Consider the following 24,176-nt stretch of genomic DNA (forward strand, 5'->3'; position numbering starts at 1 on the left):
GCAGGGTGAGACGTTGTCCACAGGCTGAAGTGACTGTCAGCCCTACCGCCTAGACTTGTAGGCACCATGGATATGTTGTTTGACCCGTACTCTGACGGACCGTTCAAGGCCGCTTCCAAAGCTGCCGCCATCACCAAGTCGCGCCCGGAAGGCTTTCCCGCGTTCCCGGATTTCGGTGGCGGCGGGCCTGCCGGGGGGACCGGCAACGGCGCCGACAGCAACGCCGAACACACTCCGGAAAGAAGCCCGGAACGCAGCACCCGGAACGCGGGATGGGCCACTCAGCAGCCTTCAGGCGAGGGCAGCGGCGGCCAGGGACACCATGAAACGCATCACCGGCCCAACGCCGCAGAACTCCTGGAAGGACTGAATCCCCAGCAGGAGGAAGCGGTCAAGCATGCGGGGAGTGCCTTGCTGATCGTGGCAGGTGCCGGCTCCGGCAAGACCCGAGTGCTCAGCAACAGGATCGCCTACCTGATTGCCACCCGGCGCGCCCATCACGGCGAGATCCTGGCCATCACCTTCACCAACAAGGCCGCCGCAGAGATGCGGGAGCGCATCTCGGCGCTGGTGGGCGGCCGCGCCAAGATCATGTGGATCTCCACGTTCCACTCATCCTGTGTGCGGATCCTGCGGCAGGAGGCGGCGAACGTCGGATTAAAGTCGAACTTCTCCATTTACGACTCCGCCGATTCCCTGCGCCTGGTCACCCAGGTGTCCAAGAGCCTGGACCTCGATCCCAAGAAATTCGCGCCCAAAGCCATCCAACACAAGATCTCGGCGCTCAAGAACGAGCTGATCGACGCCGACTCCTACGCCTTGTCCGCCAACCACAACGACCCCTTCGAATCAGCTGTGGCTGATGTCTTCAAGGGCTACACCCAGCGGCTCCGCCAGGCCAACGCCATGGACTTCGACGACCTCATCGCCGAGACCGTCTACATGTTCCGCGCCTTCCCTGCGCTCGCAGACTCCTACCGGCGGCGGTTCCGGCACGTCCTCGTGGACGAATACCAGGACACCAACCACGCCCAGTACGCCCTGGTGCGGGAGATTGTGGGCGAGGGCCCTGGGGCTTCCGAGCTGACGGTGGTGGGCGACTCCGATCAGTCCATCTATGCCTTCCGCGGTGCTGACATCCGCAACATCGTTGAGTTCGAGAACGATTACCCCGATGCCCGCACTATCAAGCTGGAGCAGAACTACCGTTCCACCCAGAACATCCTCAGCGCCGCGAACTCGGTGATCTCGCGCAACCCCAACCGCCCCGAAAAGCGGTTGTGGACCGCGGAGGGTGAGGGCCACAAGATCATCGGCTATGTGGGCGAGAACGAGCACGACGAAGCCCAGTTCATCGCCAAGGAGATCGACCGGCTGCAGGACGAGGACAACCTCCGTCCCGGGGACGTCGCCATTTTCTACCGCACCAACGCGCAGTCCCGCTCCATTGAGGATGTGCTGGTCCGCGTGGGCCTGCCGTACAAGGTGGTGGGCGGCACCAGGTTCTACGAGCGCAAGGAGATCAAGGACGCCCTTGCCTATCTCCGCGTCCTGGTGAACCCGGACGACGACGTCAACCTGCGCCGGGTGCTCAACGAACCCAAGCGCGGGATCGGCGACCGCGCCGAAGGCGCCGTGGCTGCCCTGGCCCAGCGGGAACGGATGTCCTTTATGGCCGCCGCCCGCCGCGCCGAGGAAGCCCCCGGCATGGCCACCCGCTCCGTCAACGCTGTCCTGGGCTTCGTGAAACTGCTCGACGACCTCGCCGAGGTTGCCACCGGCTCCGGCGCTGCCGCGGCGCTCGAGGCCGTCCTGGAACAGACCGGCTACCTGGCCGGGCTGCGTTCCAGCACTGACCCGCAGGATGAGTCCCGCGTGGAGAACCTGGCCGAACTGGTCGCCGTCGTGCGTGAATACGAACAGGAGAACCCGGAGGGTTCGCTGGGCGCCTTCCTGGAACAGGTCTCCCTGGTGGCGGATGCCGATCAGATCCCGGACGCGCCGGGAGCGGACATCGACGCCGCCGTGGCCGAAGCCAAGCGGCTGGGAGTGGTCACGCTGATGACCCTCCATACCGCCAAAGGCCTCGAATTCCCCGTGGTGTTCCTGACCGGCATGGAGCACGGGCTGTTCCCCCACCAGCGCTCCGCCACGGATCCCAAGGAGCTCGCCGAGGAACGCCGGCTCGCTTACGTGGGACTGACGCGCGCACGCAAACGGCTGTATGTCACGCGCTCCGAAGTCCGCAGCATGTGGGGCCAGAGCCAGTACAACCCCGCCAGCCAGTTCCTCGAAGAGATTCCGTTGGAGCTGGTGGAGTGGAAGCGGGAAGGCACCAGCCGGCAAACCGGCGGTTGGGGGAGTGGCGGGTCCATCGGCTCCAGCCGGTACGGCGGCTCGTTCTGGGGTGCCGGTACCGCCCGCGGCGGCGCGGCTGATTCCTCGGCCGGGTTCAACGCCGAGGTTCCCGCCATCATTGCCAAGAACCGGGTCCAGCCGCAGAAAGAAATCGTGGCAGTCAGCGTCGGCGACAAGGTCAACCACACCAGCTTCGGCAACGGAACCGTGCTTGCCCTCGAAGGAGCCGGGGACAAGACGGTCGCCAAGGTGAAGTTCGACGTCGGGGAGAAGCGCCTCCTGCTCCGCTATGCGCCGCTGACGAAACTCGACGCCTGACGGTGCCTGCCCCGTCCGCTGCTAACCGGTCCGCTGCGTAAACGGCAAGGTTTGCAGGCGCCGGGGTTCATCGCGGGACCTCCCCTTCAGCTTCATGCCTTCCGGCTGGCAGCAGGTAGCGGACGAACCACCCGGTTGCCAGTGCGGCCGCTTGAGACAGGGTTCCGGGTTCTTCGAAGAGGTGGGTGGCTCCGCGGATGACTTCCAGCCGGGTGGGCGCCCGCATCTGAGCCATGGCCTCACGGTTCAGGGCAAGGACATGTGTGTCGGCGCCGCCGACGATCAGGAGAGTGGGGGCGCGGACAGCGGCCAGACGTGCGCCGGCCAGATCCGGGCGCCCGCCCCTTGAGACAACGGCTCCCACCTTCGCGCCAGGCTCTGCCGCGGCCCAAAGCGCGGCACCGGCACCTGTACTTGCGCCGAAGTATCCGACACGGCTGGACGCGGTGTCATCCCTCGTGCTGAGCCATTGGGTCGCTGCCGTGAGCCGCCGTGCGAGCAGGCCGATATCGAACACCTTCTCCCGGACGATTTCCTCAGCGGGGGTCAGCAGGTCAAGCAGCAGGGTGCCCAGGCCGGCGTTTTGCAGGACCGAGGCAACAAGCCGGTTGCGGGGGCTGTGACGGCCGCTGCCGCTGCCGTGCGCAAAAACCACGATGGCCTCGCAGCGGGCGGGCAGGTTCAGGTTTCCGCGGAGCTCGACATTGTCCGAGGGGATTTCCACGTCCTCGTCGATGGCTTCCTCCCTGGCGGCGGCGGGCGTGCTGCCCCCGACAGGGTGGTGGCGTCGGGCGGCCTCGAGCAGCTGCAGGACCTCCTCATCCCCGGTGGGGGAGAAGTTGCGGTAGTAGTTGCCCACCGCATGGAAGTTGCGGGCCGGAACGAGGCAGACGACGTCGTCCGCTTCGGTCAGCGAGGCCAGCGCCCTGCTTGGGGCCACGGGCACAGCCAAAACCACCTTCTCCGCTCCCAGTTGCCGGGCGACCATGCAGGCGACACGGGCGGTGGATCCGGTGGCGATGCCGTCGTCGACGATCAGGGCCGGACGGCCCTTGAGGTCCGCCCGGGGCCGCCCCTGCCGGTACCGCACCACCCGGGATTCCAGCAGTTCGCGTTCACTGCGTTCCACTGCCCGAAAGGCATATTTTCCAACCCCTGCCAAGGAGGCGACGTGCGGGTCCACCACCCGTGCGTTGCCTTCCCCAATGGCGCCCATTGCTACTTCCGGCTGGTACGGCAAGCCCAGCTTGCGCACCACGATGACATCCAGCGGCGCTTGAAGGACCTTCGCAACCTCGAACGCCACCGGAACCCCTCCGCGGGGCAGCCCCAGCACCACCACGTCCTGCCCCCGCAACTCAATCAGCTTTTGTCCAAGTCTCCGGCCGGCGTCGGCCCTGTCCTGGAATTCAAACATCACGCCACCCTCCCTGAGGGGCACCCAGCCATGCATTGGTTGGGGCTCTATTCTTCCTCCAGCGGGATATCCGCAGCGGCGGGCCATGACATTCGCAGGATGAAGTGGCCTTCCGCGCTGCTCCTGGCGATGACGGCCCCTGCCTCCCCGGCAAGTTTGACGCCGAATTCGATTTGCATTTGCTCGGGAGCCAGTTCCCTCATGGCCTCCACTACGGCGGCCGCGGCCGGACGCACGCTGGCCAGCGCATCTTCCAGGCGCCGGCCCACATCGAGGATTCCTTGCTCGTTCCGGGCAGGGTGGTTCACTCCATAGCTGTTGTCATCCACTTCAACCAGAACTGTTCCGGAGCCGACTTCGTATCGCAATACCTCTGTCATTGCCAGGTCCGCTCCAATCTTGGCTGGGAAGGCCCGAAGCGGGGGCCGGTGTCCCTCCAGTAGATACCTCCGGGAGAACCCGTAAAAGGGACGAAAGGCCCGACCGGACCGGCCTGCTGACCGGGCGGTGCGGTGGGGGAGATTTCCTGGCTATGAGGGATGGTCCAGGGACACGGATTCAAGGTACTCGGGCACGCGGGCCTTCCAGCCCAGTTCACGTTTAATCCGGGTTCGGATGGTGTCGGATGAGTCTGCTTCCCCGTGCGTGATGTAGGTCATGGCCGGTGCAGTGGGGGCAGCGTGCATCCATCGGATCAGCTCGTCAGCATCCGCGTGGGCGGACAGGCCTTCCATCTGGATGACTTCCGCGCCGATCCGGATGTCCCGCCCGTAGATGCGCAGCTGCCGGGCACCCGCCGCGAGGGAAGCTCCCCGGGTTCCGGGGGCCTGGTATCCACTGAGGATGATCGCGTTCCGTGGATCCGGCCCGTAGTTTTCCAGGTGATGCAGGATCCTTCCCCCGGTGAGCATGCCGCTGGCTGAGAGAATGATCATGGGACCGCCCCGGAGGTTGAGCAGCTTGGAATCATCGGCGCTGCGGACCGGCGTGGCCAGTTTGTACATCGCCTCAAATTCGTGCCGTTCGAGCCTGTGCTCTTCGCGGTGGCGCTGGTACATGCCGGAGGCATCGATAGCCATCGGACTGTTCAGGTAGACAGGGATATGCGGGATCGCATCCTTGCGCATCAGGCGGGACAGGTGCAGCAGCACCGTTTCGGCCAGTCCCACGGCGAAGGCAGCGATCATGATCACGCCATTTCTTTTCGCCACCCGCGTGATGATCCCGCCCAGCTCTTCCTCCGGGCTCCCGCTCGGGTGTGCGCGGTTCCCGTAGGTGGATTCGGTGACCAGCACGTCGACGGCTTCCAGGTCCCTGGGCGGGTACATGAGGGGGTCGTTTGCCCGGCCGAGATCACCGGTGAAATGTACGGAGCGGCCGCCCAGGTTGAGATGGATCTGCGCAGCGCCGAGGATGTGGCCGGCGGGCAGGAACGTTGCCTCGATTCCATCGCCCACCGGGAACGGGGCGTCGAACTCACGGGTTTTGAAGCTGTTGAGGGAACGAACCGCATCCTCCGCGGTGTACAGGGGCATCGGGGGATGATGCTGGGAAGAACCCCGATGATCCGCGTAGCGGGCTTCCTCCTCCTGCAGGTAGCCGCTGTCGGGCAGGAGCAGCGTGCAGAGCTCGGTGGTTCCCTGGGTCGCATACACCGGGCCGCGGAAGCCGTCCCGTACCAGCGCCGGAACATAACCAGTGTGGTCCAGGTGGGCGTGGGTGAGGATGACGGCATCAATGCTTGCCGGACTGACGGGAAACGGGACCCGGTTGCGGTCCCTGAGTACTTTGTATCCCTGGAACAGACCGCAATCGACCAGGATCCGCCGTCCCCCTGACTGGATCAGGTACCTGGATCCAGTGACGGTGTCCGTTGCGCCGAGAAACCGAAGCTTCGGCGGATGGTGCTCCTCCATGAGGGCTCCTTAGGTTCGGCAACCGCGGACGGGCTCGGGCCCCCGCGCGCCCCGGTGGGGCCAGCCTACGCCCAAAGAATTTATGACCGCCATGGGCTAAATGCCCTGGAGGCGCGGATTCCCGAATGCTATCCGAAGCTGCCGGCCGCCGGCTGGCCTGTCGGGCCTGTACGTCGGCCAGCGGCCGCAGGCGATGAAGCATAATGGGGACCATGCGACGGACTGCTCTGGGGATCTTCGCCGCCTTCACACTGCTGGCGGCCGCGGCGTGCACCATCACCACCGAAGATCCCGGCTATGTTCCGCCGCCTCCGCTGCCGGCGTTGGAGCAGTTGGAACAGGCAGCCCTGGTTGACCCCGCTTCGTTTCAGGCCGGAGATAACACCACCTCCTTCATCACCGAAGACCGGACCGTTGTCTGCTCGCTTACAGACGCCCGTGGTGAACACCTGAACCTGCCCTACGAAATGAACAGCTTCAGCGACCAGGGCAACAACAGGCTCGCCATAGTCCCGGTGGCGCACTGCGAGCTCGCCCACTATCCGAAACCGGCGGCCGGCGACATCAAGGACGACTGCGCCGGCACCGGCCTGGGCTATCTGGGCGGAACGGTGCTGCTCACCCCGGCCAGGGCCACCTATGGGGAGTGCCGCTCCGGCGTCACACAAATGGAGGCAACCTACGGCCCCAAAGGAAACAAATCCGGTCCGCTGACCCGGCTCGCAGTCCTCGCCGACGGCCAGAACCTTGAGCGGAACGGGCTGCGCTGCTCGGCCTACAACGGCGGGGTGGCGTGCGGAAATGTCTCTGCCGGCGTCGGATTCTTTGTTAGCCGCGACCGCTACGAACTTATTTCCAAGCCTGCCGAAACGGCCTCGCCGGCGCCCGCCATGGCCTCAAAATCCCCGTAATCTAGGGCTTTTTCTACGCTCCATAGAATAGTGTCCTTACTCACATTAGCGGTACTGTGGAACGGGCCCGTCCTTGAGAAGGACTAGAGTTCCGAATGGAGCATTGCGCTGGGTGGCCCGTTTCCAACGGGCCGAAGGCGCTCGCAATCCGCAGCCCGGTCATCGTCTTCGATGGTGCCCGACTGTACAGAAACTACTTCGACGTAGAAGGACACTAAACCGTGGACCTGTTTGAATACCAGGCGCGCGATATGTTCGAGGCGCACGGTGTACCCGTGCTTGCCGGCATCGTGGCGTATACCCCAGAAGAAGCTAAGGCAGCTGCCGAGAAGATCGGCGGCGTAACTGTCGTTAAGGCCCAGGTCAAGGCCGGTGGCCGCGGTAAGGCCGGCGGCGTCAAGGTTGCCAAGACCGCGGATGAGGCACTTGAGCACGCCACCAACATCCTGGGCATGGACATCAAGGGCCACACCGTTAACAAGGTGATGATCGCCCAGGGTGCTGACATCGCCGAGGAGTACTACTTCTCCGTGCTGCTGGACCGGGCCAACCGCAACTACCTGGCCATGTGCTCGGTTGAAGGCGGCATGGAAATCGAGCAGCTCGCCGTCGAACGCCCCGAGGCGCTCGCAAAAATCGCCATCGATCCCGCTGTGGGCATCGACCAGGCCAAGGCTGACGAGATCGTTGCAGCCGCTGGCTTTGCTGAGGAACTGCGCGGCAAGGTCGCCGCGGTAATACTCAAGCTCTGGGACGTCTTCAAGAAGGAAGACGCCACCCTGGTGGAGGTCAACCCGCTGGTCAAGACCGGCGCAGGCGACATCGTGGCACTGGACGGCAAGGTCTCCCTGGACGAGAACGCCGAGTTCCGCCACGCCAAGCACGCCCTCCTTGCCGACAAGGACGAAACGGATCCGCTCGAGGCCAAGGCCAAGGCGCAGGACCTGAACTACGTCAAGCTGGACGGCTCCGTTGGCATCATCGGCAACGGTGCCGGCCTGGTCATGTCCACACTGGACGTCGTTGCTTACGCCGGTGAGAACCACGGCAACGTCAAGCCTGCCAACTTCCTGGACATCGGCGGTGGAGCTTCCGCCGAGGTCATGGCTGCCGGCCTCGACGTCATCCTGGGCGACGAGCAGGTCAAGTCCGTGTTCGTGAACGTCTTCGGCGGCATCACCGCATGTGACGCCGTCGCCAAGGGCATCGTCGGTGCACTGGCCGAGCTGGGCCACTCCGCGAACAAGCCGCTGGTAGTCCGCCTCGACGGCAACAACGTTGAGGAAGGCCGCCGCATCCTGGCCGAGGCCAACCACCCGCTGGTTACCCTGGCCGCCACCATGGACGAGGGCGCCGACAAGGCCGCCGAGCTCGCCAACGCAGCTAAGTAAAGGGACGAACCATGTCTATTTATCTGAACAAGGACTCCAAGGTCATCGTCCAGGGCATCACCGGCGGCGAAGGCACCAAGCACACCGCCCTGATGCTCAAGGCAGGCACCAACATTGTGGGCGGCGTCAACGCCCGCAAGGCAGGCACCACCGTCCTGCACGGCGACAGTGAAATCAACGTCTTCGGCACCGTCAAGGAAGCCATGGCTGAAACCGGCGCCGACGTCTCCATCGTCTTCGTGCCGCCGGCATTCACCAAGAACGCCGTCGTTGAAGCCATCGAGGCCGGCATCGGCCTGGTGGTAGTCATCACCGAAGGCGTGCCGGTCCAGGATTCCGCCGAGTTCTGGGCACTGGCCCAGTCCAAGGTTGACGCCGACGGCAACCAGGTCACCCGCATCATCGGCCCGAACTGCCCCGGCATCATCACTCCGGGCGAGGCACTTGTGGGCATCACGCCGAACAACATCACGGGCAAGGGCCCCATCGGACTGGTTTCCAAGTCCGGTACCTTGACCTACCAGATGATGTACGAGCTGCGCGACCTCGGCTTCTCCACCGCCATCGGAATCGGTGGCGACCCCGTCATCGGCACCACGCACATCGACGCCCTGGCTGCGTTCGAGGCTGACCCCGAGACCAAGGCGATCGTCATGATCGGCGAAATCGGTGGCGACGCTGAAGAGCGCGCGGCCGAGTTCATCAAGGCCAACGTCACCAAGCCCGTTGTGGGCTACGTGGCCGGCTTCACCGCTCCCGAAGGCAAGACCATGGGCCACGCCGGCGCCATCGTCTCCGGTTCCGCCGGAACCGCCCAGGCCAAGAAGGAAGCCCTTGAGGCTGCAGGCGTGAAGGTCGGCAAGACGCCGTCCGAGACCGCCAAGCTGCTGCGCGAAGTCTACGCAGCGCTCTAGCTCTTAGCTACAAACAACGCGGGGTCACTTACCGCCCATTCCAGACGCTGGGATGGGCGCGGAGTGACCCCGCGTTGACGTTTAACGTCCCCGGGAGCCGGGTGGGGCGGCGGCTGCCCCAAGGTCTAGTAGTGTTTAGAAAAGGCAAAACGGTGGACAGGGGAGGGACGGCAATGGCAGAGACGCGGCGGACCCTCGTCGATGTCGTTGTCGATAAAGTCCTTGAACACATCCTCAGCGGGGAGATTAAGGCCGACGACGCCCTGCCGCCCGAGGCCGACATCGCCAAGGAATCCGGCGTCAGCCGCCTGACGGCCCGCGAGGCGATGAAAGTGCTGAAGGCGCAAAACATCGTTTACGTGAAACGCGGGCTCGGCACGTTCGTCAACCCGCCCGAACGCTGGACCGGCCTGGACGCCATCATGCGCGCGGCCTCCCGGGGAGTGGCCTCGGACCAGGTGGCGCTGCGGCTCCTGGAAGTGCGGCGGATGGTCGAAACCGGCGCTGCCGAGCTTGCCGCTTTCCGCCATGACGAGGACGACCTCGCCGCGATGAAGAAAAGCATCGCGGAGATGGAGTCAGCCCACCACGCGGGCGACGTCGATGCGCTCACCATTGCGGACATCACCTTCCATGACACGGTACTGCGCGCCTCCGGCAACCCCTTCGTGCCCGCACTGCTGGGCCAGTTGACCACACTCCTCTACGCCATGCGGCGGGAAACATCCGCTTTTCCGGATGTGCAGCGACATGCCATCTATCACCACAAGCAGGTGCTGGCTGCCATCGCCTCGGGTGTCCCTTCCGCCGCCCGCTCCGCCATGGACGAACACATCACCCAGACCTTTGAGGACTACCGGCATTTCCTCGCGGCGTCCAAGCTGAAAGACGGACTGGTCTCCGACCCGGATGGCGCTGCCGCCCGCTGACAGCGGCACAGCAATACTGCAACGGGCCCGACCGCGGCCCAGCCTTCCACGTTTACCGTTTCCCCCTGACCCCCTTCGTCGCGCCTCCATACGCACGGAGGTTGACGCCTGGGGCGCCCTGTGATTAGAATCTCAATCAGACATCAGACATCTGATATCAATCGAGTCATTTGCCGCCAGCCAAAGGAGTCTTTATGCGCGCGCACGTCCACGTCCAGAACACCACCGGCGGAGGTCTTCAATGACTTCCCTCACTGCAGCCCCGCCGTTAAGTGAGCTCGGCCAGACAACGCTTCGCAAGGTCCGCCGGCGGATCATGCCGCTGGTCATCCTCCTGTACTTCATCGCCTATCTCGACCGCAACAACGTCGGCTTCGCCAAGCTCGGCATGCAGAGCGATATCGGCCTGACCGAGGCTGCGTACGGCCTGGGCGCCGGTATCTTCTTCATCGGCTACGCATTGCTGGAGATCCCGAGCAACGCGGGCATGTACCGCTTCGGTGCCCGCAAGTGGCTCGCCCGGATCCTCATCACCTGGGGCATCTTCGCCACCGCCATGTTCATGGTCAACGGTGAGGCCATGTTCTACGTCATCCGGTTCCTGCTCGGTGCCGCAGAGGCCGGATTCTTCCCCGCCATTCTCTTCTACCTCACGCTCTGGTTCCCCGCAGCCCAGCGGGTAACCGTGTTGGGCCTGTTCATCCTTGCCCAGCCGATCTCCAACGCGCTCGGCGCACCGGTCTCCGGCATGCTCCTGAACATGGAAGGTGTGCTCGGCCTGCACGGCTGGCAGTGGGTCTACATCATCGAAGGCATTCCGGCCATCCTGCTGGGCATCATCACCCCGTTCGTCATGACGGACCGTCCCGAGCACGCCAAGTGGCTGAAGCCCGAAGAGCGTGAGTGGCTCACCAGCACCATGAACAAGGAACTCGCCGACAAACAGAAGTCCGGCAACCACAACTTCCTGGCCGGCCTCAAGGATCCCCGGACCATTGCCTACTCGGCCCTGTACTTCGGCCTGGTCTGCGGAATTTATGGCCTGGGTCTCTGGATGCCGACCATCGTCAAGGCGCTGGGCAAGTTCGACTCCACGCAGGTGGGCTTCATCGTCTTCATCCCATACGCCATCGCTGCCGTGTTTGTGTACTTCTGGAGCAAGCGCTCGGACCGCACCGGCAACCGCGTATGGCACGCCTGCTTCTCCATGGCGATGGCCGCAGTGGGCCTGCTTGGCGCCGGCTACCTGCTGCCGGTGAATGCCGTGCTCGCAATGGTCTTCCTGACCATCGCTGCCATGGGCATCTACTCCGCCATCGCGCCGTTCCTGGCGATGCCTGCCGCAGCGCTGACCGGCGCGGCTGCTGCCGCGGGCCTGGCAATGGTGAACTCACTCGGCAACCTCGGCGGCTTCGTGGCTCCATACGTCGTGGGCCTCCTCAAGGACGCAACCGGCAACAGCCAGAGCGGCCTTACTTTCCTGGCCGCCTGCCTGGCGATCACCAGTGTTGCCACCTATCTCTACGCACGCAAGCGTCCCGAAGGCGTCTCTGCACCAGCAGCCACCGCCCCCGTCTCTGAAAGCCTGTAGGACAACTCCATGACTGAACTCACCACTTTTCCCCCCGAGCGCACGGTCGTCCTGACCGGCGCAGCCTCCGCCCGCGGCATTGGCCGCGCCACGGCCGACCGCCTGGCCCGGGACGGCTGGTCCATCGCCATCCTGGACATTAACGCCGAGGACGCCAAGGCCGCGGCCGCGGAAATCGGCTCCAACCGTGCGGTCAAGGCGATCGGCGTGGGAGCCGACGTCAGCGACGCCGCATCCGTGGACCGGGCCATCTCCGAGGTAGAGGAAACCCTTCCGCCGATCGTCGGTCTGGCCAACCTGGCCGGCATCAGTTCGCCGACGACGTTTATGGAAACGTCCGTTGAGGAATGGGACAAGGTCTTCGCGATCAACATGCGCGGCACCTTCATTGTCTCGCAGCGTGTGCTCAAGGGCATGATCGAGCGCCGGATGGGACGCATCGTCAGCGTCTCCTCCATCTCCGCCCAGCGGGGCGGGGGTACCTTTTCCAAGGTTGCCTACAGTGCTTCGAAGGCCGGAATCCTGGGGTTCACCCGGGCCCTTGCCCGCGAAGTGGGCGAGTTCGGCGTTACGGTCAACGCCGTGGCCCCGGGCCCGATCGACACCGACATCATGGGCGGTACCCTCACTGACGAGCGCAAGGCGGCCATGTCAGAGGGCATCATGATGGGCAGGGTGGGAACCCGCGAGGAGGTCGCAGCCCTGATCGGATTCCTCCTCAGCGAGGACGCCGGCTACATTACGGCGGCAACCTACGACATCAACGGCGGCCTGCAGGTCTCCTGACCGGAAGGCTTTATGGACGCCCCCTGCGTACCCGGTCCACGGCCGGGCACGCAGGGGGCGTCCGCCGTCATTGGCAGCCCGCTCCGGCTATAGGATTTCACTATGCGAATCAAGGACCAGGCCGCCGGAGGCGTAAGCAGGCAGGTCCTGGCCGACCACGTATACGAAGCGCTGCTCAGCGCCCTGATGGACGGCCGGCTCGAAGCCGGATCGCCGGTGAGCATCGACGGTATGGCGAGGGAGCTGGACGTTTCGCCGACGCCGGTCCGGGAGGCTCTTGCCCGGCTGGAAGCAACCGGAATGGTGCGCCGCACTGCCTTGCGTGGATACCGGGTGGCTCCCCTCCTGACACCGGATGAGCTGGCGGACCTGATGGATGCCCGCCTTGTGATTGAACCGGCAAACGCCTTCATGGCATGCCGCCATGCCGCAGATGGCCTGATCGGGGAGCTGGCTCAAGCCATTGATGACCTCAAATCCGCGCCGCGTGGCCCGTCGTTCGCCGAGTTCCGGGCGTACTGGGAAGCGGACGAGCGGTTTCACCGGCTCGTCGCACTGTACGCCGACAACCAGTTCCTCCTGTCGGCCTACGACGCCCTGGGCGGCCAGGTGCAGCGCTTCCGCTTTTTTGGCGGGTTAGGCATCACGGATGCGGAGTTTGCCATCGCGGAACACACGCAGATCCTTAAGGCCTTCGAAACCGGCGACCCCCAACTTGCCCGGGATGCGATGATCGCCCACATCCGGGGCGTAAAAGAGCGCTCACAGCACGAAAGTGAAATGCGCAGCTAGCGCTGCCCCATGGGAGGTCACGGCCGCCTGCCATAGCCGCCCCGCCCGCTCGTGGCCCCTGCAGCCCTTGACAGCCGGAGCTAGTTCATAGATCCTATAGGAAATGTGATCCCACAACTTGGAGTGACAATGGTGTACACCGCTGACAACTGGCCCATTACTGCGGCCCTTCTGCCTTTTCCCGGCGTCCGGCCCGACGGATCGCCCGTTCAGGAAGCTCCTGCCGAGGAGTGGCAGCTCGTCTTCGAGGAAGTCAGGGATGCGGGTTTTGTCAACGCTGACCTGACGGACAGCTGGGTCCGCCCGGGCGATCTTTCCCCGGCGAGGCTTAAGGAGCTCACAGCCGCGGCGCACAGCGCAGGCATCGGGCTGCCCGCCATTTCGGCCATCCGCAGGAGCGTCATCGAGGAAGGCGCCTGGCAGGAGAACCTCGCCTACACCCACCGCACCCTGGAAGCGGCCGCGCAACTCGGCTGCGAAGTGGTGTCGATCGGCCTCCACCAGGCCATTACCGCGGCCCAGCGCAAGCAGCTCTGGTTCTGGACCGTTGAAGGCCACAAGGACCCGGTGGGGGACAAGGACGTGTGGAACAACGCCGTCACCCGCATCCGTGAAGTCGGCAGGCACGCCGCCGAGCTGGGGCTGCTGGTCTCCCTCGAAATGTACGAGGATACCCTCCTCGGAACTGCCGACTCCTCGGTGCAGCTGGTCCAGGACATCGGCCTGGCCAACGTGGGCCTCAACCCGGATATCGGCAACCTGATCCGCCTTCACCGGCCAATCGAAGACTGGCGGGAGGCGCTCCACAAGACCCTCCCGTACGCCAACTACTGGCATGTGAAGAACTACATCCGCGACGAAGACCAGGCCCGCAACCAGTTCGTCGCCATGCCGGCTCCGATGGAAAGCGGCCTCATCAACTACCGCGAGGCGTTCCAGTTCGCGCTTTCCGTCGGTTTCCAGGGCATCGTCTGCACAGAGCACTATGGTGGGGACGGCCTGAGCGTTACCGCCGCCAACCAGGAATACCTGCGCGGCCGGATCCTGCCCAAGCGCGACGGTTACCGCCTCGGCACCAGCCTCGTGGCCCAGGGACGCCAGCTCCCGGCAGCCGTCCCGTCACTGTAGCCTGCACTTGTAGCCTGGACTGCAGGCCCAACCGGTTCAACGAGGAATCATGACCAAACTATTTGACGATCCTGCACGCTTCGCCGATGACGCCCTCGATGGTTTCGTGGCCGCCAACCGGGGGTATGTGGCACGGGTGGACGGCGGCGTTGTCCGGTCCACGGAAACTCCAGCAGGCCAGGTCGCCGTGGTGATCGGCGGCGGTTCGGGGCACTACCCGGCCTTCGCGGGCCTGGTAGGCGCCGGCCTGGCCGCGGGCAGCGCCTGCGGAAACATGTTCGCCTCGCCGTCCGCCGGGCAGGTTTACCGGGTTGCCAAGGCGTCCGACGCCGGGGGCGGGGTCCTGCTCAGCTTCGGCAACTACGCCGGGGACGTCCTCCATTTCGGCCAGGCGCAGGAAAAGCTCAACGCCGAGGGCATCCAGACCCGGACCGTGCTGGTAACGGATGACATTGCCAGCGCCCCGCCCGGCGAGATCGGCAAACGCCGCGGCATTGCCGGTGACCTCACTGTCTTCAAGATCGCCGGGGCGGCAGCCGAGGCCGGCCGGAACCTGGATGAGGTGGAGCGGCTTGCCCTGAAAGCAAACGATCACACCCGCTCGCTCGGCGTCGCCTTCGCCGGCTGTACCCTTCCCGGCGCACCGGAGCCGCTCTTCACGGTGCCCGCCGGCATGATGTCAGTCGGCCTCGGCATACATGGTGAACCCGGTATCTCCGAGCAGCCGCTCCCGACAGCCAGCGAACTGGCGCAGCTGCTGGTGGACGGGCTCCTCAAGGACAGGCCCGAAGCCGCCGGCACCCGCGTGGTGCCCATCCTTAACGGCCTCGGCACGGTCAAATACGACGAGCTGTTCCTCCTGTACGGCAAGATCGAGAAACTCCTGGTCGGCGCAGGGCTGGAAATCGTGGAGCCGGAGTGCGGCGAGCTCGTCACCAGCCTGGACATGTCCGGAGTGTCCCTGACGCTCTTCTGGCTGGATCCGGAACTGGAGATGTTCTGGGCCGCGCCCGCGGATACGCCCGCTTTCCGCAAGGGTAACCTTGCGCCCCGGCGCGCCCGGGCCGTGACCTCTACGGCGGCAGCCGCCGCGCAGGCCCCGGCACAGGCGGCCACCGCTGCTTCCATCTCGCTGGCCGCCACCGCTGTCGAGGCGCTGAAGGTTGCCCGGTCCGTCGTCGTCGAGCACGAGGACGCGCTGGGGAAGCTGGACGCCATCGCGGGCGACGGCGACCACGGCATCGGGATGCGCCGCGGCGTGGACGCTGCGGTCGCCGCGGCGGAGAAGGCGCACGCGGCCGGCGCCGGGCTGGAGGAGCTGCTTGCCGCCGCCGGCGAGCAGTGGGCTGAACGAGCCGGCGGCACCTCCGGCGCCCTCTGGGGAGCGGCGGTCGCCGCCGTCGGACGGACCCTCGGCAGCAAGGAGGCCTACACCCGCGCGGACGCCGCAGCCGCCGTCGACGCCCTGCGCGACTCCATCATCACCCTTGGCAAAGCCGAGGCAGGCGACAAGACAATGGTCGACGCCCTGCTTCCCTTCGCCGAAGTCTTCAACCGCTCAATCCGCGACGGCGACGGCCTGGCAAGGAGCCTGCGCTCCGCCGCCGACGCGGCCGCCAAAGCCGCCGACGCCACCGCCGGACTCAGCCCGAAAAAGGGACGCGCCCGGCCGCTCGCCGCGAAGAGCCTCGGGCACCCGGACCCGGGCGCCGTGTCATTCGCACTCATTGCCAACAGGTTGGCCGACCACGCCGCCTCCATCGAACGCATCTGAAGGACAAACCATGACTGAAAAATCCCAGCCGGGCTGGCGGATCGTCGTCGGAAACGACGAAGCCGGCGTCGAATACAAGAACGCCCTGCGTGAACTGCTGGAGGCGGATCCGCGCGTCGCGTCGGTGGAGGACATCGGCGTCGGCGCAGACGACACCACCGCCTACCCGCACCTCGCCGTCGCCGCGGCCCGGAAAGTGGCCGCCGGCGACGCCGACCGCGCCCTGCTCATCTGCGGCACCGGACTGGGCGTGGCCATCTCGGCCAACAAGGTCCCTGGCATCCGGGCCGTCACCGCGCACGACAGCTACTCCGTGGAGCGTTCCGTCCTGAGCAACAACGCCCAGGTTCTGACCATGGGCCAGCGGGTGATCGGCCTGGAGCTGGCCAAGAAGCTGGTGGCGGAATGGCTCGGCCACCGCTTCGATCCCACTTCCGCGTCGGCGGCCAAGGTGGAAGCCATCCACTCCTATGAAGGAACTTCCGCAGAAGGGGATATGAAATGAGCGTCCGCAACATCGCCGTCGTCGGGTCCGGTTACATGGGCGGCGGCATCGCCCAGGTCCTGGCCCTGGCTGGTGCCCGGGTGGCACTCGCCGACGTCTCGGCCGAGATCGCACAAAGCAACTACGAGCGGCTGCTCAGGGAATCCGAGGAGTTCGTGGCGGCGGGCCTGTTCCCAGCCGACGCCACGGACCGGCTGAAGGAGAACCTCTGGGCCGCCCAGGACATTGAGGAAGCCGTCGCCGGCGCCGAATTCATCGAAGAAGCCGTGCCGGAGGTCCTCGAGATCAAGCACGGCACCCTCGCCCGCATCAGCGCCGCAGCGCGCCCGGACGCGATCATCGGCTCAAACACCTCCACCATCCCCATCGCAAAGCTGGCTGAGGTGGTGGACCGGCCGGAGCGCTTCCTTGGCGTGCATTTCTCCAACCCGGCACCGTTCATCCCGGGTGTGGAGCTGATCCCGCATGCGGGCACAGCGGAAGCCACCGTCGCTGAGGTCCGCGCCATCGTGGCTGAGACCGGCAAGCAGACCGCCACCGTGAAGGACGTCACAGGTTTTGTCCTCAACCGGCTGCAGTATGCGCTGTTCCATGAGGCTGCCCAGGTGGTGGAGGAGGGCATAGCCACCGCCGAGGATGTGGACACCCTGGTGCGCACCACCTTCGGGTTCCGCCTTCCCTTCTTCGGCCCGTTCGCGATTGCCGACATGGCCGGCCTTGACGTCTACGCTTTCTGCTACAAGTCACTTCAAACCGGCTTCCCGGAACGGTTTGCCACCCCGAAAATACTCCAGGAAAAGGTTGACGCAGGGCAGCTCGGGACCAAGACGGGGGCCGGATTCCTCAACGTCCCGGCTGAACGGACGGCGGAGCTGGTGGCCTACCGGAACAAGGCCTACGTGGCCATGCAGCAGCTTATGGAGGACCTCGGTCCGGCGCCGGTCCAGTAGGGGCAGGCTCCATGACGTCGAGTTCCGGAAATCCGCTCGGACCGGCCGGCGCGGCCATTTCCGTGGGTGTCAGCACCAAGATGTACCTCGGCTACCAGGCCAGCCTGCGCTGGCTGGCGGAGGTGCGCTCCGTGGTGGACGCCCGCCCCCTTCTCGGCGCGGACAGCGAGGTCCGGGTTTTTGTGATGCCGTCCTTCCCTCTCCTGGAGCATGCCGGGCGGATCTTTGACGGTTCGCCCGTGCTGCTGGGGGCGCAGAACTGTTCGTGGGGGGACGGACCCCTGACGGGCGAGGTCAGCCCGGGCATGCTGGCCGAGCTGGGCGTCTCGCTGGTGGAGGTGGGCCATGCGGAGCGTCGGCGTCTCTTCGCCGAAACTGATGCGGTAGTTGCACGCAAGGTGGGCGCCGCCCTCGATGCCGGCCTGACGCCGCTGCTGTGTATCGGCGAACCGGACGTGCTGGGCCACGAAGCAGCGGCAGAGTTCTGCCTGCGCCAGGTCCGGCAGGCCATTGGGGATAATGACTCGCTGCTGCCGGAACTGGCTCTTGCCTACGAACCCGTCTGGGCTATCGGGGCTGAACGGCCCGCCGCGGCAGGGCATGTCAATGCTGTGGCCCGGCTCCTCCGCGAAGCGGTGGGCGCAGCCTGCCCCATCCTTTACGGCGGCAGCGCCGGTCCGGGGCTGTTGCCGGCGCTGCCCGGAGTGGACGGTCTGTTCCTGGGACGCTTTGCCCACGACGCCGCCAACCTGGGCCTGGTGCTGGACGACGCCCTCAGGCGGGCAGAGGCCGGCAACGCCTGAGTACGACGGCGGGACGGTTGCCTTCGCCGCGGAGGTGACCGTCCCGCCGTCGTACTTCCGTGTTGCCCTTGTTCGGATCAGTCCTTGGTTCGTATCAGACTTTGGCGCCGGACAGCAGTTCGTCCAGGCGCTCATAGCCTTCGCTCATGCCGCCTTCCATCCCGGACTGCGCCATGCCGTCCCGCGATTCCTGGGTGGGGTAGACGGAGTGGCCGCGCAGGCGCGTGCGTCCGTTTCCAAGGTCCTCGAAGGTCATGAATTCGAGGCTGACTACGTCAGGGTAGCCGCCGAACTCGAACGTTTGGATGGCGAACTCGTTCTCGCGGACGGTGTGGAAGATGCCCTTGAACTCGTAGGCGACGCCGTCCGGCCCTGTGTGCAGGTAGCTGTAGCTGCCGCCCGTGCGGAAATCGTAATGGTCGATGTCCATCTTCATGCCACGGGGGCCCAGCCACTGGACGATCAGGTCGGGCTCCTTATGGGCGCGGAAGACATCCGCGACCGGGAAGTCGAACTCGCGCTCATAGTCGATGAACGGAAGGCCTTCCGGAACGGAGAGGTGCAGGGAATTGCTCATGATGACTCCTTGGGTAGCTCGCCGCTGGCTGCGGCGTGTGATTGAAGGACGGCATCGAGGCGCCTGAACCGTCCTTCGTGGACCAGCCGGTACTGGTCGATCCACGACGTCAGTGCCTCGAGCCGTGCGGGATTCAGGTGGACGGGCCGCCGCTGGGCATCCCGCGTACGGGTGACCAGCCCTGCCTGCTCGAGGACCTGGATGTGCTTCGAGACCGCCTGCTTGGTGATCGCGAAGGGTTCTGCCAATTCATTCACTGTGGCCGGGCCCCTGCTGAGCCGGGCGATGATGCCGCGGCGCACGGGATCAGACAGGGCCATAAAGGCCAGGTCCAGCGATCCGTTGTCCGCATCCATCGGTGGCTCCGTCTTACGCAGTGACAGTCCGTCGCTGATCAACTAATAGGTTGATCAACCATCTGGTTGTTTAAGAATAGATCCGAGAGTGACGGCGGTCAAGGCCTGGAGTGGGGTATCAGACGGTGGCGTGGAGCCCCGGGAGGGCGTGGATCAGTGCGGCCAGCTCGGGAATCCCGCGCGCTTCGTCGAGGGCGCGCTCCAGGGTGGCGTCGTGGACCGGCCGGGCCTCTTCCAGCAGAGCGACCCCGCTTGCCGTGAGTTCGGTGTAGATCCCGCGGCGGTCGTCCGCGCAGAGGATCCTGGTCAGGAGGCCGCGGTCCTCGAGCCGGTTGACCAGGCGGGTGGTGGCACTGGCACTCAGCGCGGTGGCGCGGGCCAGCTGCTGCATGCGCATGTGCCAACCGTCCTGCCGGCTCAGGGCGTCCAGCACGGTGTACTCCACCACGGACAGTTTTGACCCGGCCTGCAGGGAGCGTTCCAGCTCGCCCTCGATCAGTCCGTGCAGGGCCGCGAGTGTGCGCCATCCCTGTGCGCGGACCTCCACGGCGTCGTCCTTGATGCCCATTCTCTGTTCCTTATCCGGTGCGCCGCCCCACGCCGCGGGGCGTGAGGACAGACACAACCACTAATAGTTGCTTGCGCGGGGTATCTGCTTGTGCAACAATAAACAACGCGTCTGCAACTACTAGCTTACGCGCACTACCTCATTCCGTACAGTTTCAAAGGAGCACTCCCATGCCCATAGGCCTGATAGCCCTCGCCCTCGGCGGGTTCGGCATCGGACTCACCGAGTTCGTCATCATGGGCCTCCTGCCCGAAGTTGCGGCGGACTTCCGGATCAGCGAAGCAACGGCAGGCTGGCTGATCTCCGGCTACGCCCTGGCGGTGGTGGCCGGCGCCCTGGTGCTTACGGCAGCCGTGACCCGCTTTGAGCGCAAGCCCGTCCTGGCTGTCCTGCTGGTGCTCTTCATCGCGGGCAACCTGATCTCGGCACTGGCTCCCGGCTACGGCATGATGATGGCCGGCCGCATTCTCGCAGCCCTCGCCCACGGCGCATTCTTTGGCATCGGGGCAGTAGTGGCCGCCGACATGGTGGCGCCCACCAAAAAAGCCGGCGCCATCGCCATCATGTTCACCGGCCTGACAGCGGCCAACGTCCTGGGCGTGCCGTTCGGCACCATGCTGGGACAGGCCGCGGGCTGGCGCTCCACGTTCTGGGCCATCACCGTCATCGGCGTCATCGCCCTGGCTGGAATACTGGCCCTGGTGCCGAAAACCGGCCACGGGGACACCGCGCCAGGAACCCTGCGGAGCGAACTGCGGGCCTTCCGCTCCGGCCAGGTGTGGCTCTCCATCCTGGTCACGGTTCTTGGCTACGGCGGTATGTTTGGCGCCTTCACCTATATCGCCTTCACGCTCACAGAGGTCACCGGCTTTTCGGCGTCCACCGTGCCGTGGCTGTTGATTGTCTTTGGTGTGGGCCTCTTCGTCGGCAACACCATCGGCGGCAAAGCGGCAGACCGCAATGTTGACCGGACACTCATCGTGGTGCTCGCCGTGCTGGTGGTGATCCTCGCAGCCTTCGCCCTGACGGCAAGCAACCAGGTGCTCACCGTGGCATCCCTGGTCCTGATGGGTGGCTTCGGCTTCGCCACTGTCCCCGGGCTGCAGATGCGCGTGATGAAGTACGCCGCCGGCGCACCCACCCTCGCGTCGGGCGCCAATATCGGTGCCTTCAACGTGGGCAACGCGCTCGGCGCCTGGCTTGGCGGGGTGACCATCACTGCGGGACTCGGCTACACATCGCCCATCTGGGCCGGTGCGGGCATCACCCTCCTGGGGCTCGCCGTCATGCTGATCGCCGCTGCCGGTGCCCGGCGTCCGGCTGCGCAACAAGCCTCCCTTGCCCGCCGCGAGAACGATGCCGCTGAGCCTGCAGCCCCTGAGCCCTCGGGTGTCCTTCTCTGACCATCCATCCCCAAACGGATAACCCTTGACTCCCGACGACGGATGGTCACCATCGCCACGATGGTGACCATCCGTCGTCGTGCTGGTTAAGAGCCTTTGGGCCTCCGAAGACTCGCAGTAGCCGCGGGGCATTGCTTCACCGTTCTCATGTTTGTTAGTATGTCAGGACAAAGTTGAGGAGATGGAAATGCCACTGGTACGAATCGATGTCAATGAGGGGCGCAGTGCCGAAGGCCTGCGCCGGCTGAGCCGGGGAATCCATGATGCGATTCTCGCCGAGTATGAAATTCCGGAGCGCGACTACTTCCATGTCCTGACCGAGCATCCGCGCGGGCAGATAGTCGCCCAGGATGCCGGCCTGGGGTTTGAGCGCACGCCCGGCGTGGTGATGATCCAGATCTTCACCCAGGGAGGCCGCACGCGGGAAGCCAAGCGGTCCCTTTTTGCGGCAATTGCGGCCAGTCTTGCGGAGATCGGCGTAGCCGGAGAAGACGTGTTCATTGGCTATGTAGAGAACACTCCCGGGGACTGGTCTTTCGGGTTCGGGCGCGCCCAGTATCTCACCGGCGAACTGGCCGTGCCGCGTAAATAGGCTCCCGTGCCGTGAGGACCGGGCTCTATTTGTTGGTTTCCGGCCCGAAATGCAAGTTGTAGTTATGTCAGTACAAACCTTTGACAGGACATTGATTCTAGGGCAAAGTAGTGGTGTGTTCCCGCTCACGGGAATGGCCAGGCAACGGAGCTCCAACTGTCACAGGTACCGAGTTCAATCAGGAAAGGTCCGCGATAACCGTGACCCACGAACTTCTTACGATCGGGCGCATCAGCGTTGATATTTACCCGAACGACATCGGGGTGGGCCTGGAGGACGTCACGTCCTTTGGCAAGTACCTCGGTGGTTCCCCGTCCAATGTGGCAGTGGCAGCAGCCCGGCACGGACGCCGTGCTGCTGTCATCACCCGCACCGGCGACGATGCCTTCGGCACCTACCTTCACCGCGAGCTTCAGAAGTTCAACGTGGACGACTCCTTTGTCAAGCCCGTGAAGGAGTGGCCTACGGCGGTGACCTTCTGCGCCATCACGCCCCCGGATGATTTCCCCCTCTACTTTTATGGCCGCTTTCCCACCGCTCCTGACCTGCAGATCAAGGCGGAGGAACTTGATCTGGGCGCCATCCGGGATGCCCGGATCTTCTGGTCCACGGTCACCGGCCTGTGCCAGGAACCCAGCCGTTCAGCCCACCTGGCTGCCCACGAAGCCCGGTCCCGCCCGGACCTTAAAGACGGTCAGTTCACCATCCTGGACCTTGACTACCGCCCCATGTTCTGGGCGTCCGAAGAGGAAGCCCGCGCCGAGGTCGCCAAAATCCTGCCTCACGTGACCGTGGCGATCGGCAACGACAAGGAGTGCGCGGTAGCGGTGGGGGAGGGAACCCCTGACGAGCAGGCCGACCGGCTCCTCGCCGCCGGCGTTGAAATCGCCGTCGTCAAGCTTGGTCCGGAAGGTGTGATGGCGAAGACCCGCACCGAACGGGTTGTCTCCGCCCCCGTTCCGGTCGAAACACTCAATGGCCTGGGCGCAGGTGACTCCTTTGGCGGGGCTTTCTGCCACGGGCTGCTGTCCGGCTGGCCGCTGGCCCAGGTCCTGGACTACGCCAACGCTGCCGGCGCCATTGTGGCGTCCCGCCTGTCCTGTGCGGACGCGATGCCGACGCCGGACGAGGTCACCTCGCTGCTGGCCGAGCGCGGCCGCCTCGTTCCGGGGCAGTTTGCCACCGAAGGACTTGCCACCGAAGGAGCAGCCCTGTGAGCACCAATCTTGGCACCGCCCCCATCGCGGTCGATGACGATCCCCGCCGCTACGCCCACCTGAGCACCATCCGCCTGGAAGATCCGGATGCGATCGCCCGGGCCGCCAAGGCGCGCCGCCGCCACCCTGGCCTCAAATCCGGCCGGCAGAACTTCATCGTCGCCGCCGACCATCCGGCGCGCGGCGCCCTGTCCGTAGGCAGTGACCCGGTGGCCATGGCTGACCGCAGGCAGCTTTTGGACCGCCTGCAGATTGCCCTGGCCAACCCGGCCGTGGACGGCATCCTTGCCTCGCCGGACATCATGGACGACCTGCTCCTGCTCGGCGCCCTGGAGGGCAAGCTGGTGTTTGGTTCCATGAACCGCGGCGGACTCACGGGCCTGGTGAATGAATTTGATGACCGTTTCACCGGCCACACGGCCGCGGCGCTGGAAGCGCTGGGGGCCGACGGCGGGAAGATGCTGACCCGCATCTGCCTCGGCGATCCGGACACTGTGGCATTGCTCGAAGCGACGGCGAAGGCCATCGACTCCCTCGCGGAACGCAAGCTGATCGCCATGGTGGAGCCGTTCCTGTCCGTCTGGGAGAAGGGCAAGGTCCGCAACGACCTCTCCACTGACGCCGTGATCAAGTCCGTCGCTATCGCCGAGGGCCTGGGTTCAACCAGTGCCTACACCTGGATGAAGCTGCCCGTGGTGGCGGAAATGGAGCGCGTCATGGCTGCCACCACCATGCCCACCGTGCTGCTCGGCGGAGACCCGGACGGCACCCAGGAGGAAGTCTTCTCCACCTGGGAAGCTGCCCTGTCACTGCCCGGAGTGCAGGGCCTCACCGTTGGGCGGACCCTCCTCTACCCGGCCGACGGGGACGTTGCCGGTGCGGTCGCTTCCGCTGCCTCCCTCCTTCACCACACAGCATCCGCCGACGCCGCGTCAGCCAGCGTCGCGTCACCCAACACCGCAGAAGTAACGGAGTAACCT

The 24,176-nt window shown here is 65.3% G+C and carries 23 protein-coding genes; 17 read left to right on the forward strand and 6 right to left on the reverse strand.

All coding sequences use genetic code 11. The features are described 5' to 3' along the window. Positions 1-66: 66 nt before the first annotated feature. Positions 67-2,676, forward strand: a complete 2,610-nt coding sequence (gene pcrA, locus ABIA70_RS05995; RefSeq protein WP_502917175.1) for a DNA helicase PcrA — start codon at positions 67-69, stop codon at positions 2,674-2,676. A gap of 67 nt (positions 2,677-2,743) precedes the next feature. Here the strand turns inward: pcrA and ABIA70_RS06000 are convergent, their stop codons facing one another. From ABIA70_RS06000 to ABIA70_RS06010, 3 genes are all read right to left on the reverse strand, one after another. After that, positions 2,744-4,093, reverse strand: a complete 1,350-nt coding sequence (locus ABIA70_RS06000; protein ID WP_354146684.1) for a phosphoribosyltransferase family protein — start codon at positions 4,091-4,093, stop codon at positions 2,744-2,746. Positions 4,094-4,140: 47 nt separating this feature from the next. Then, positions 4,141-4,473, reverse strand: a complete 333-nt coding sequence (locus tag ABIA70_RS06005; RefSeq protein ID WP_354146685.1) for a CU044_2847 family protein — start codon at positions 4,471-4,473, stop codon at positions 4,141-4,143. A gap of 150 nt (positions 4,474-4,623) precedes the next feature. After that, the gene (locus ABIA70_RS06010) at positions 4,624-6,009 is read right to left on the reverse strand and encodes an MBL fold metallo-hydrolase RNA specificity domain-containing protein (protein WP_354146686.1); all 1,386 of its coding nucleotides are present in this window, start codon (positions 6,007-6,009) and stop codon (positions 4,624-4,626) included. 203 nt (positions 6,010-6,212) lie between these two features. Between ABIA70_RS06010 and ABIA70_RS06015 the strand changes: the two genes are divergently transcribed. From ABIA70_RS06015 to ABIA70_RS06070, 12 genes are all read left to right on the forward strand, one after another. Then, entirely contained in the window at positions 6,213-6,920 is a 708-nt protein-coding gene (locus ABIA70_RS06015; protein WP_354146687.1) for a hypothetical protein, read from the forward strand. Between the two features lie 221 nt (positions 6,921-7,141). Beyond that, entirely contained in the window at positions 7,142-8,311 is a 1,170-nt protein-coding gene (gene sucC, locus ABIA70_RS06020) for an ADP-forming succinate--CoA ligase subunit beta (protein WP_354146688.1), read from the forward strand. 11 nt (positions 8,312-8,322) lie between these two features. Then, complete coding sequence (gene sucD / locus ABIA70_RS06025; RefSeq protein WP_354146689.1) at positions 8,323-9,225, forward strand: succinate--CoA ligase subunit alpha; 903 nt, start codon at positions 8,323-8,325, stop codon at positions 9,223-9,225. A 173-nt stretch (positions 9,226-9,398) separates the two neighbouring features. After that, the gene (locus tag ABIA70_RS06030) at positions 9,399-10,154 is read left to right on the forward strand and encodes a FadR/GntR family transcriptional regulator (RefSeq protein ID WP_354146690.1); all 756 of its coding nucleotides are present in this window, start codon (positions 9,399-9,401) and stop codon (positions 10,152-10,154) included. Positions 10,155-10,395: 241 nt separating this feature from the next. Then, the gene (locus ABIA70_RS06035; RefSeq protein ID WP_354146691.1) at positions 10,396-11,745 is read left to right on the forward strand and encodes an MFS transporter; all 1,350 of its coding nucleotides are present in this window, start codon (positions 10,396-10,398) and stop codon (positions 11,743-11,745) included. A gap of 9 nt (positions 11,746-11,754) precedes the next feature. Continuing rightward, on the forward strand, positions 11,755-12,531 hold the full coding sequence (locus ABIA70_RS06040; RefSeq protein WP_354146692.1) for an SDR family NAD(P)-dependent oxidoreductase: 777 nt from the start codon (positions 11,755-11,757) through the stop codon (positions 12,529-12,531). Positions 12,532-12,633: 102 nt separating this feature from the next. Further along, the gene (locus tag ABIA70_RS06045) at positions 12,634-13,323 is read left to right on the forward strand and encodes a GntR family transcriptional regulator (RefSeq protein ID WP_354146693.1); all 690 of its coding nucleotides are present in this window, start codon (positions 12,634-12,636) and stop codon (positions 13,321-13,323) included. Positions 13,324-13,452: 129 nt separating this feature from the next. Next, positions 13,453-14,451, forward strand: a complete 999-nt coding sequence (locus ABIA70_RS06050) for a sugar phosphate isomerase/epimerase family protein (protein ID WP_354146694.1) — start codon at positions 13,453-13,455, stop codon at positions 14,449-14,451. 49 nt (positions 14,452-14,500) lie between these two features. Then, positions 14,501-16,225, forward strand: a complete 1,725-nt coding sequence (locus ABIA70_RS06055; RefSeq protein ID WP_354146695.1) for a dihydroxyacetone kinase family protein — start codon at positions 14,501-14,503, stop codon at positions 16,223-16,225. A 10-nt stretch (positions 16,226-16,235) separates the two neighbouring features. Continuing rightward, positions 16,236-16,730, forward strand: coding sequence for a ribose-5-phosphate isomerase (locus tag ABIA70_RS06060; RefSeq protein ID WP_354146696.1), 495 nt, complete (start codon positions 16,236-16,238; stop codon positions 16,728-16,730). Continuing rightward, positions 16,727-17,680 carry a 3-hydroxyacyl-CoA dehydrogenase family protein gene (locus tag ABIA70_RS06065; protein WP_354146697.1) on the forward strand — a complete coding sequence of 318 codons (954 nt, stop codon included), beginning with the start codon at positions 16,727-16,729 and terminating at the stop codon, positions 17,678-17,680. Before ABIA70_RS06060 ends, ABIA70_RS06065 begins: the two co-directional genes overlap by 4 nt. An 11-nt stretch (positions 17,681-17,691) precedes the next feature. After that, positions 17,692-18,483, forward strand: coding sequence for a triose-phosphate isomerase family protein (locus ABIA70_RS06070; RefSeq protein WP_354146698.1), 792 nt, complete (start codon positions 17,692-17,694; stop codon positions 18,481-18,483). A 94-nt stretch (positions 18,484-18,577) separates the two neighbouring features. Here the strand turns inward: ABIA70_RS06070 and ABIA70_RS06075 are convergent, their stop codons facing one another. From ABIA70_RS06075 to ABIA70_RS06085, 3 genes are all read right to left on the reverse strand, one after another. Then, positions 18,578-19,060: an SRPBCC family protein gene (locus tag ABIA70_RS06075; protein WP_354146699.1), complete on the reverse strand. Its 483-nt coding sequence runs from the start codon at positions 19,058-19,060 to the stop codon at positions 18,578-18,580. Next, positions 19,057-19,416 (reverse strand): ArsR/SmtB family transcription factor, encoded by a 360-nt coding sequence (locus ABIA70_RS06080; protein ID WP_354146700.1) that lies wholly within the window; start codon positions 19,414-19,416, stop codon positions 19,057-19,059. The genes ABIA70_RS06075 and ABIA70_RS06080 overlap by 4 nt, the downstream gene beginning before the upstream one ends. 118 nt (positions 19,417-19,534) lie before the next feature. Then, entirely contained in the window at positions 19,535-19,984 is a 450-nt protein-coding gene (locus tag ABIA70_RS06085) for a MarR family winged helix-turn-helix transcriptional regulator (protein ID WP_354146701.1), read from the reverse strand. Between the two features lie 170 nt (positions 19,985-20,154). Here ABIA70_RS06085 and ABIA70_RS06090 point away from each other — a divergent pair, with 170 nt between their 5' ends. From ABIA70_RS06090 to ABIA70_RS06105, 4 genes are all read left to right on the forward strand, one after another. Further along, positions 20,155-21,387, forward strand: a complete 1,233-nt coding sequence (locus tag ABIA70_RS06090; RefSeq protein ID WP_354146702.1) for an MFS transporter — start codon at positions 20,155-20,157, stop codon at positions 21,385-21,387. Positions 21,388-21,574: 187 nt separating this feature from the next. After that, positions 21,575-21,979 carry a tautomerase family protein gene (locus tag ABIA70_RS06095; RefSeq protein ID WP_354146703.1) on the forward strand — a complete coding sequence of 135 codons (405 nt, stop codon included), beginning with the start codon at positions 21,575-21,577 and terminating at the stop codon, positions 21,977-21,979. A 200-nt stretch (positions 21,980-22,179) separates the two neighbouring features. Further along, entirely contained in the window at positions 22,180-23,196 is a 1,017-nt protein-coding gene (iolC, locus tag ABIA70_RS06100; RefSeq protein WP_354146704.1) for a 5-dehydro-2-deoxygluconokinase, read from the forward strand. After that, a complete protein-coding gene (locus ABIA70_RS06105; protein ID WP_502917176.1) occupies positions 23,193-24,173 on the forward strand; it encodes a Cgl0159 family (beta/alpha)8-fold protein in 981 nt (326 codons plus the stop codon). Before iolC ends, ABIA70_RS06105 begins: the two co-directional genes overlap by 4 nt. Positions 24,174-24,176 lie beyond the last annotated feature (3 nt).

This window comes from Arthrobacter sp. 754, from assembly GCF_040548695.1.
Taxonomy (GTDB): Bacteria; Actinomycetota; Actinomycetes; order Actinomycetales; family Micrococcaceae; genus Arthrobacter.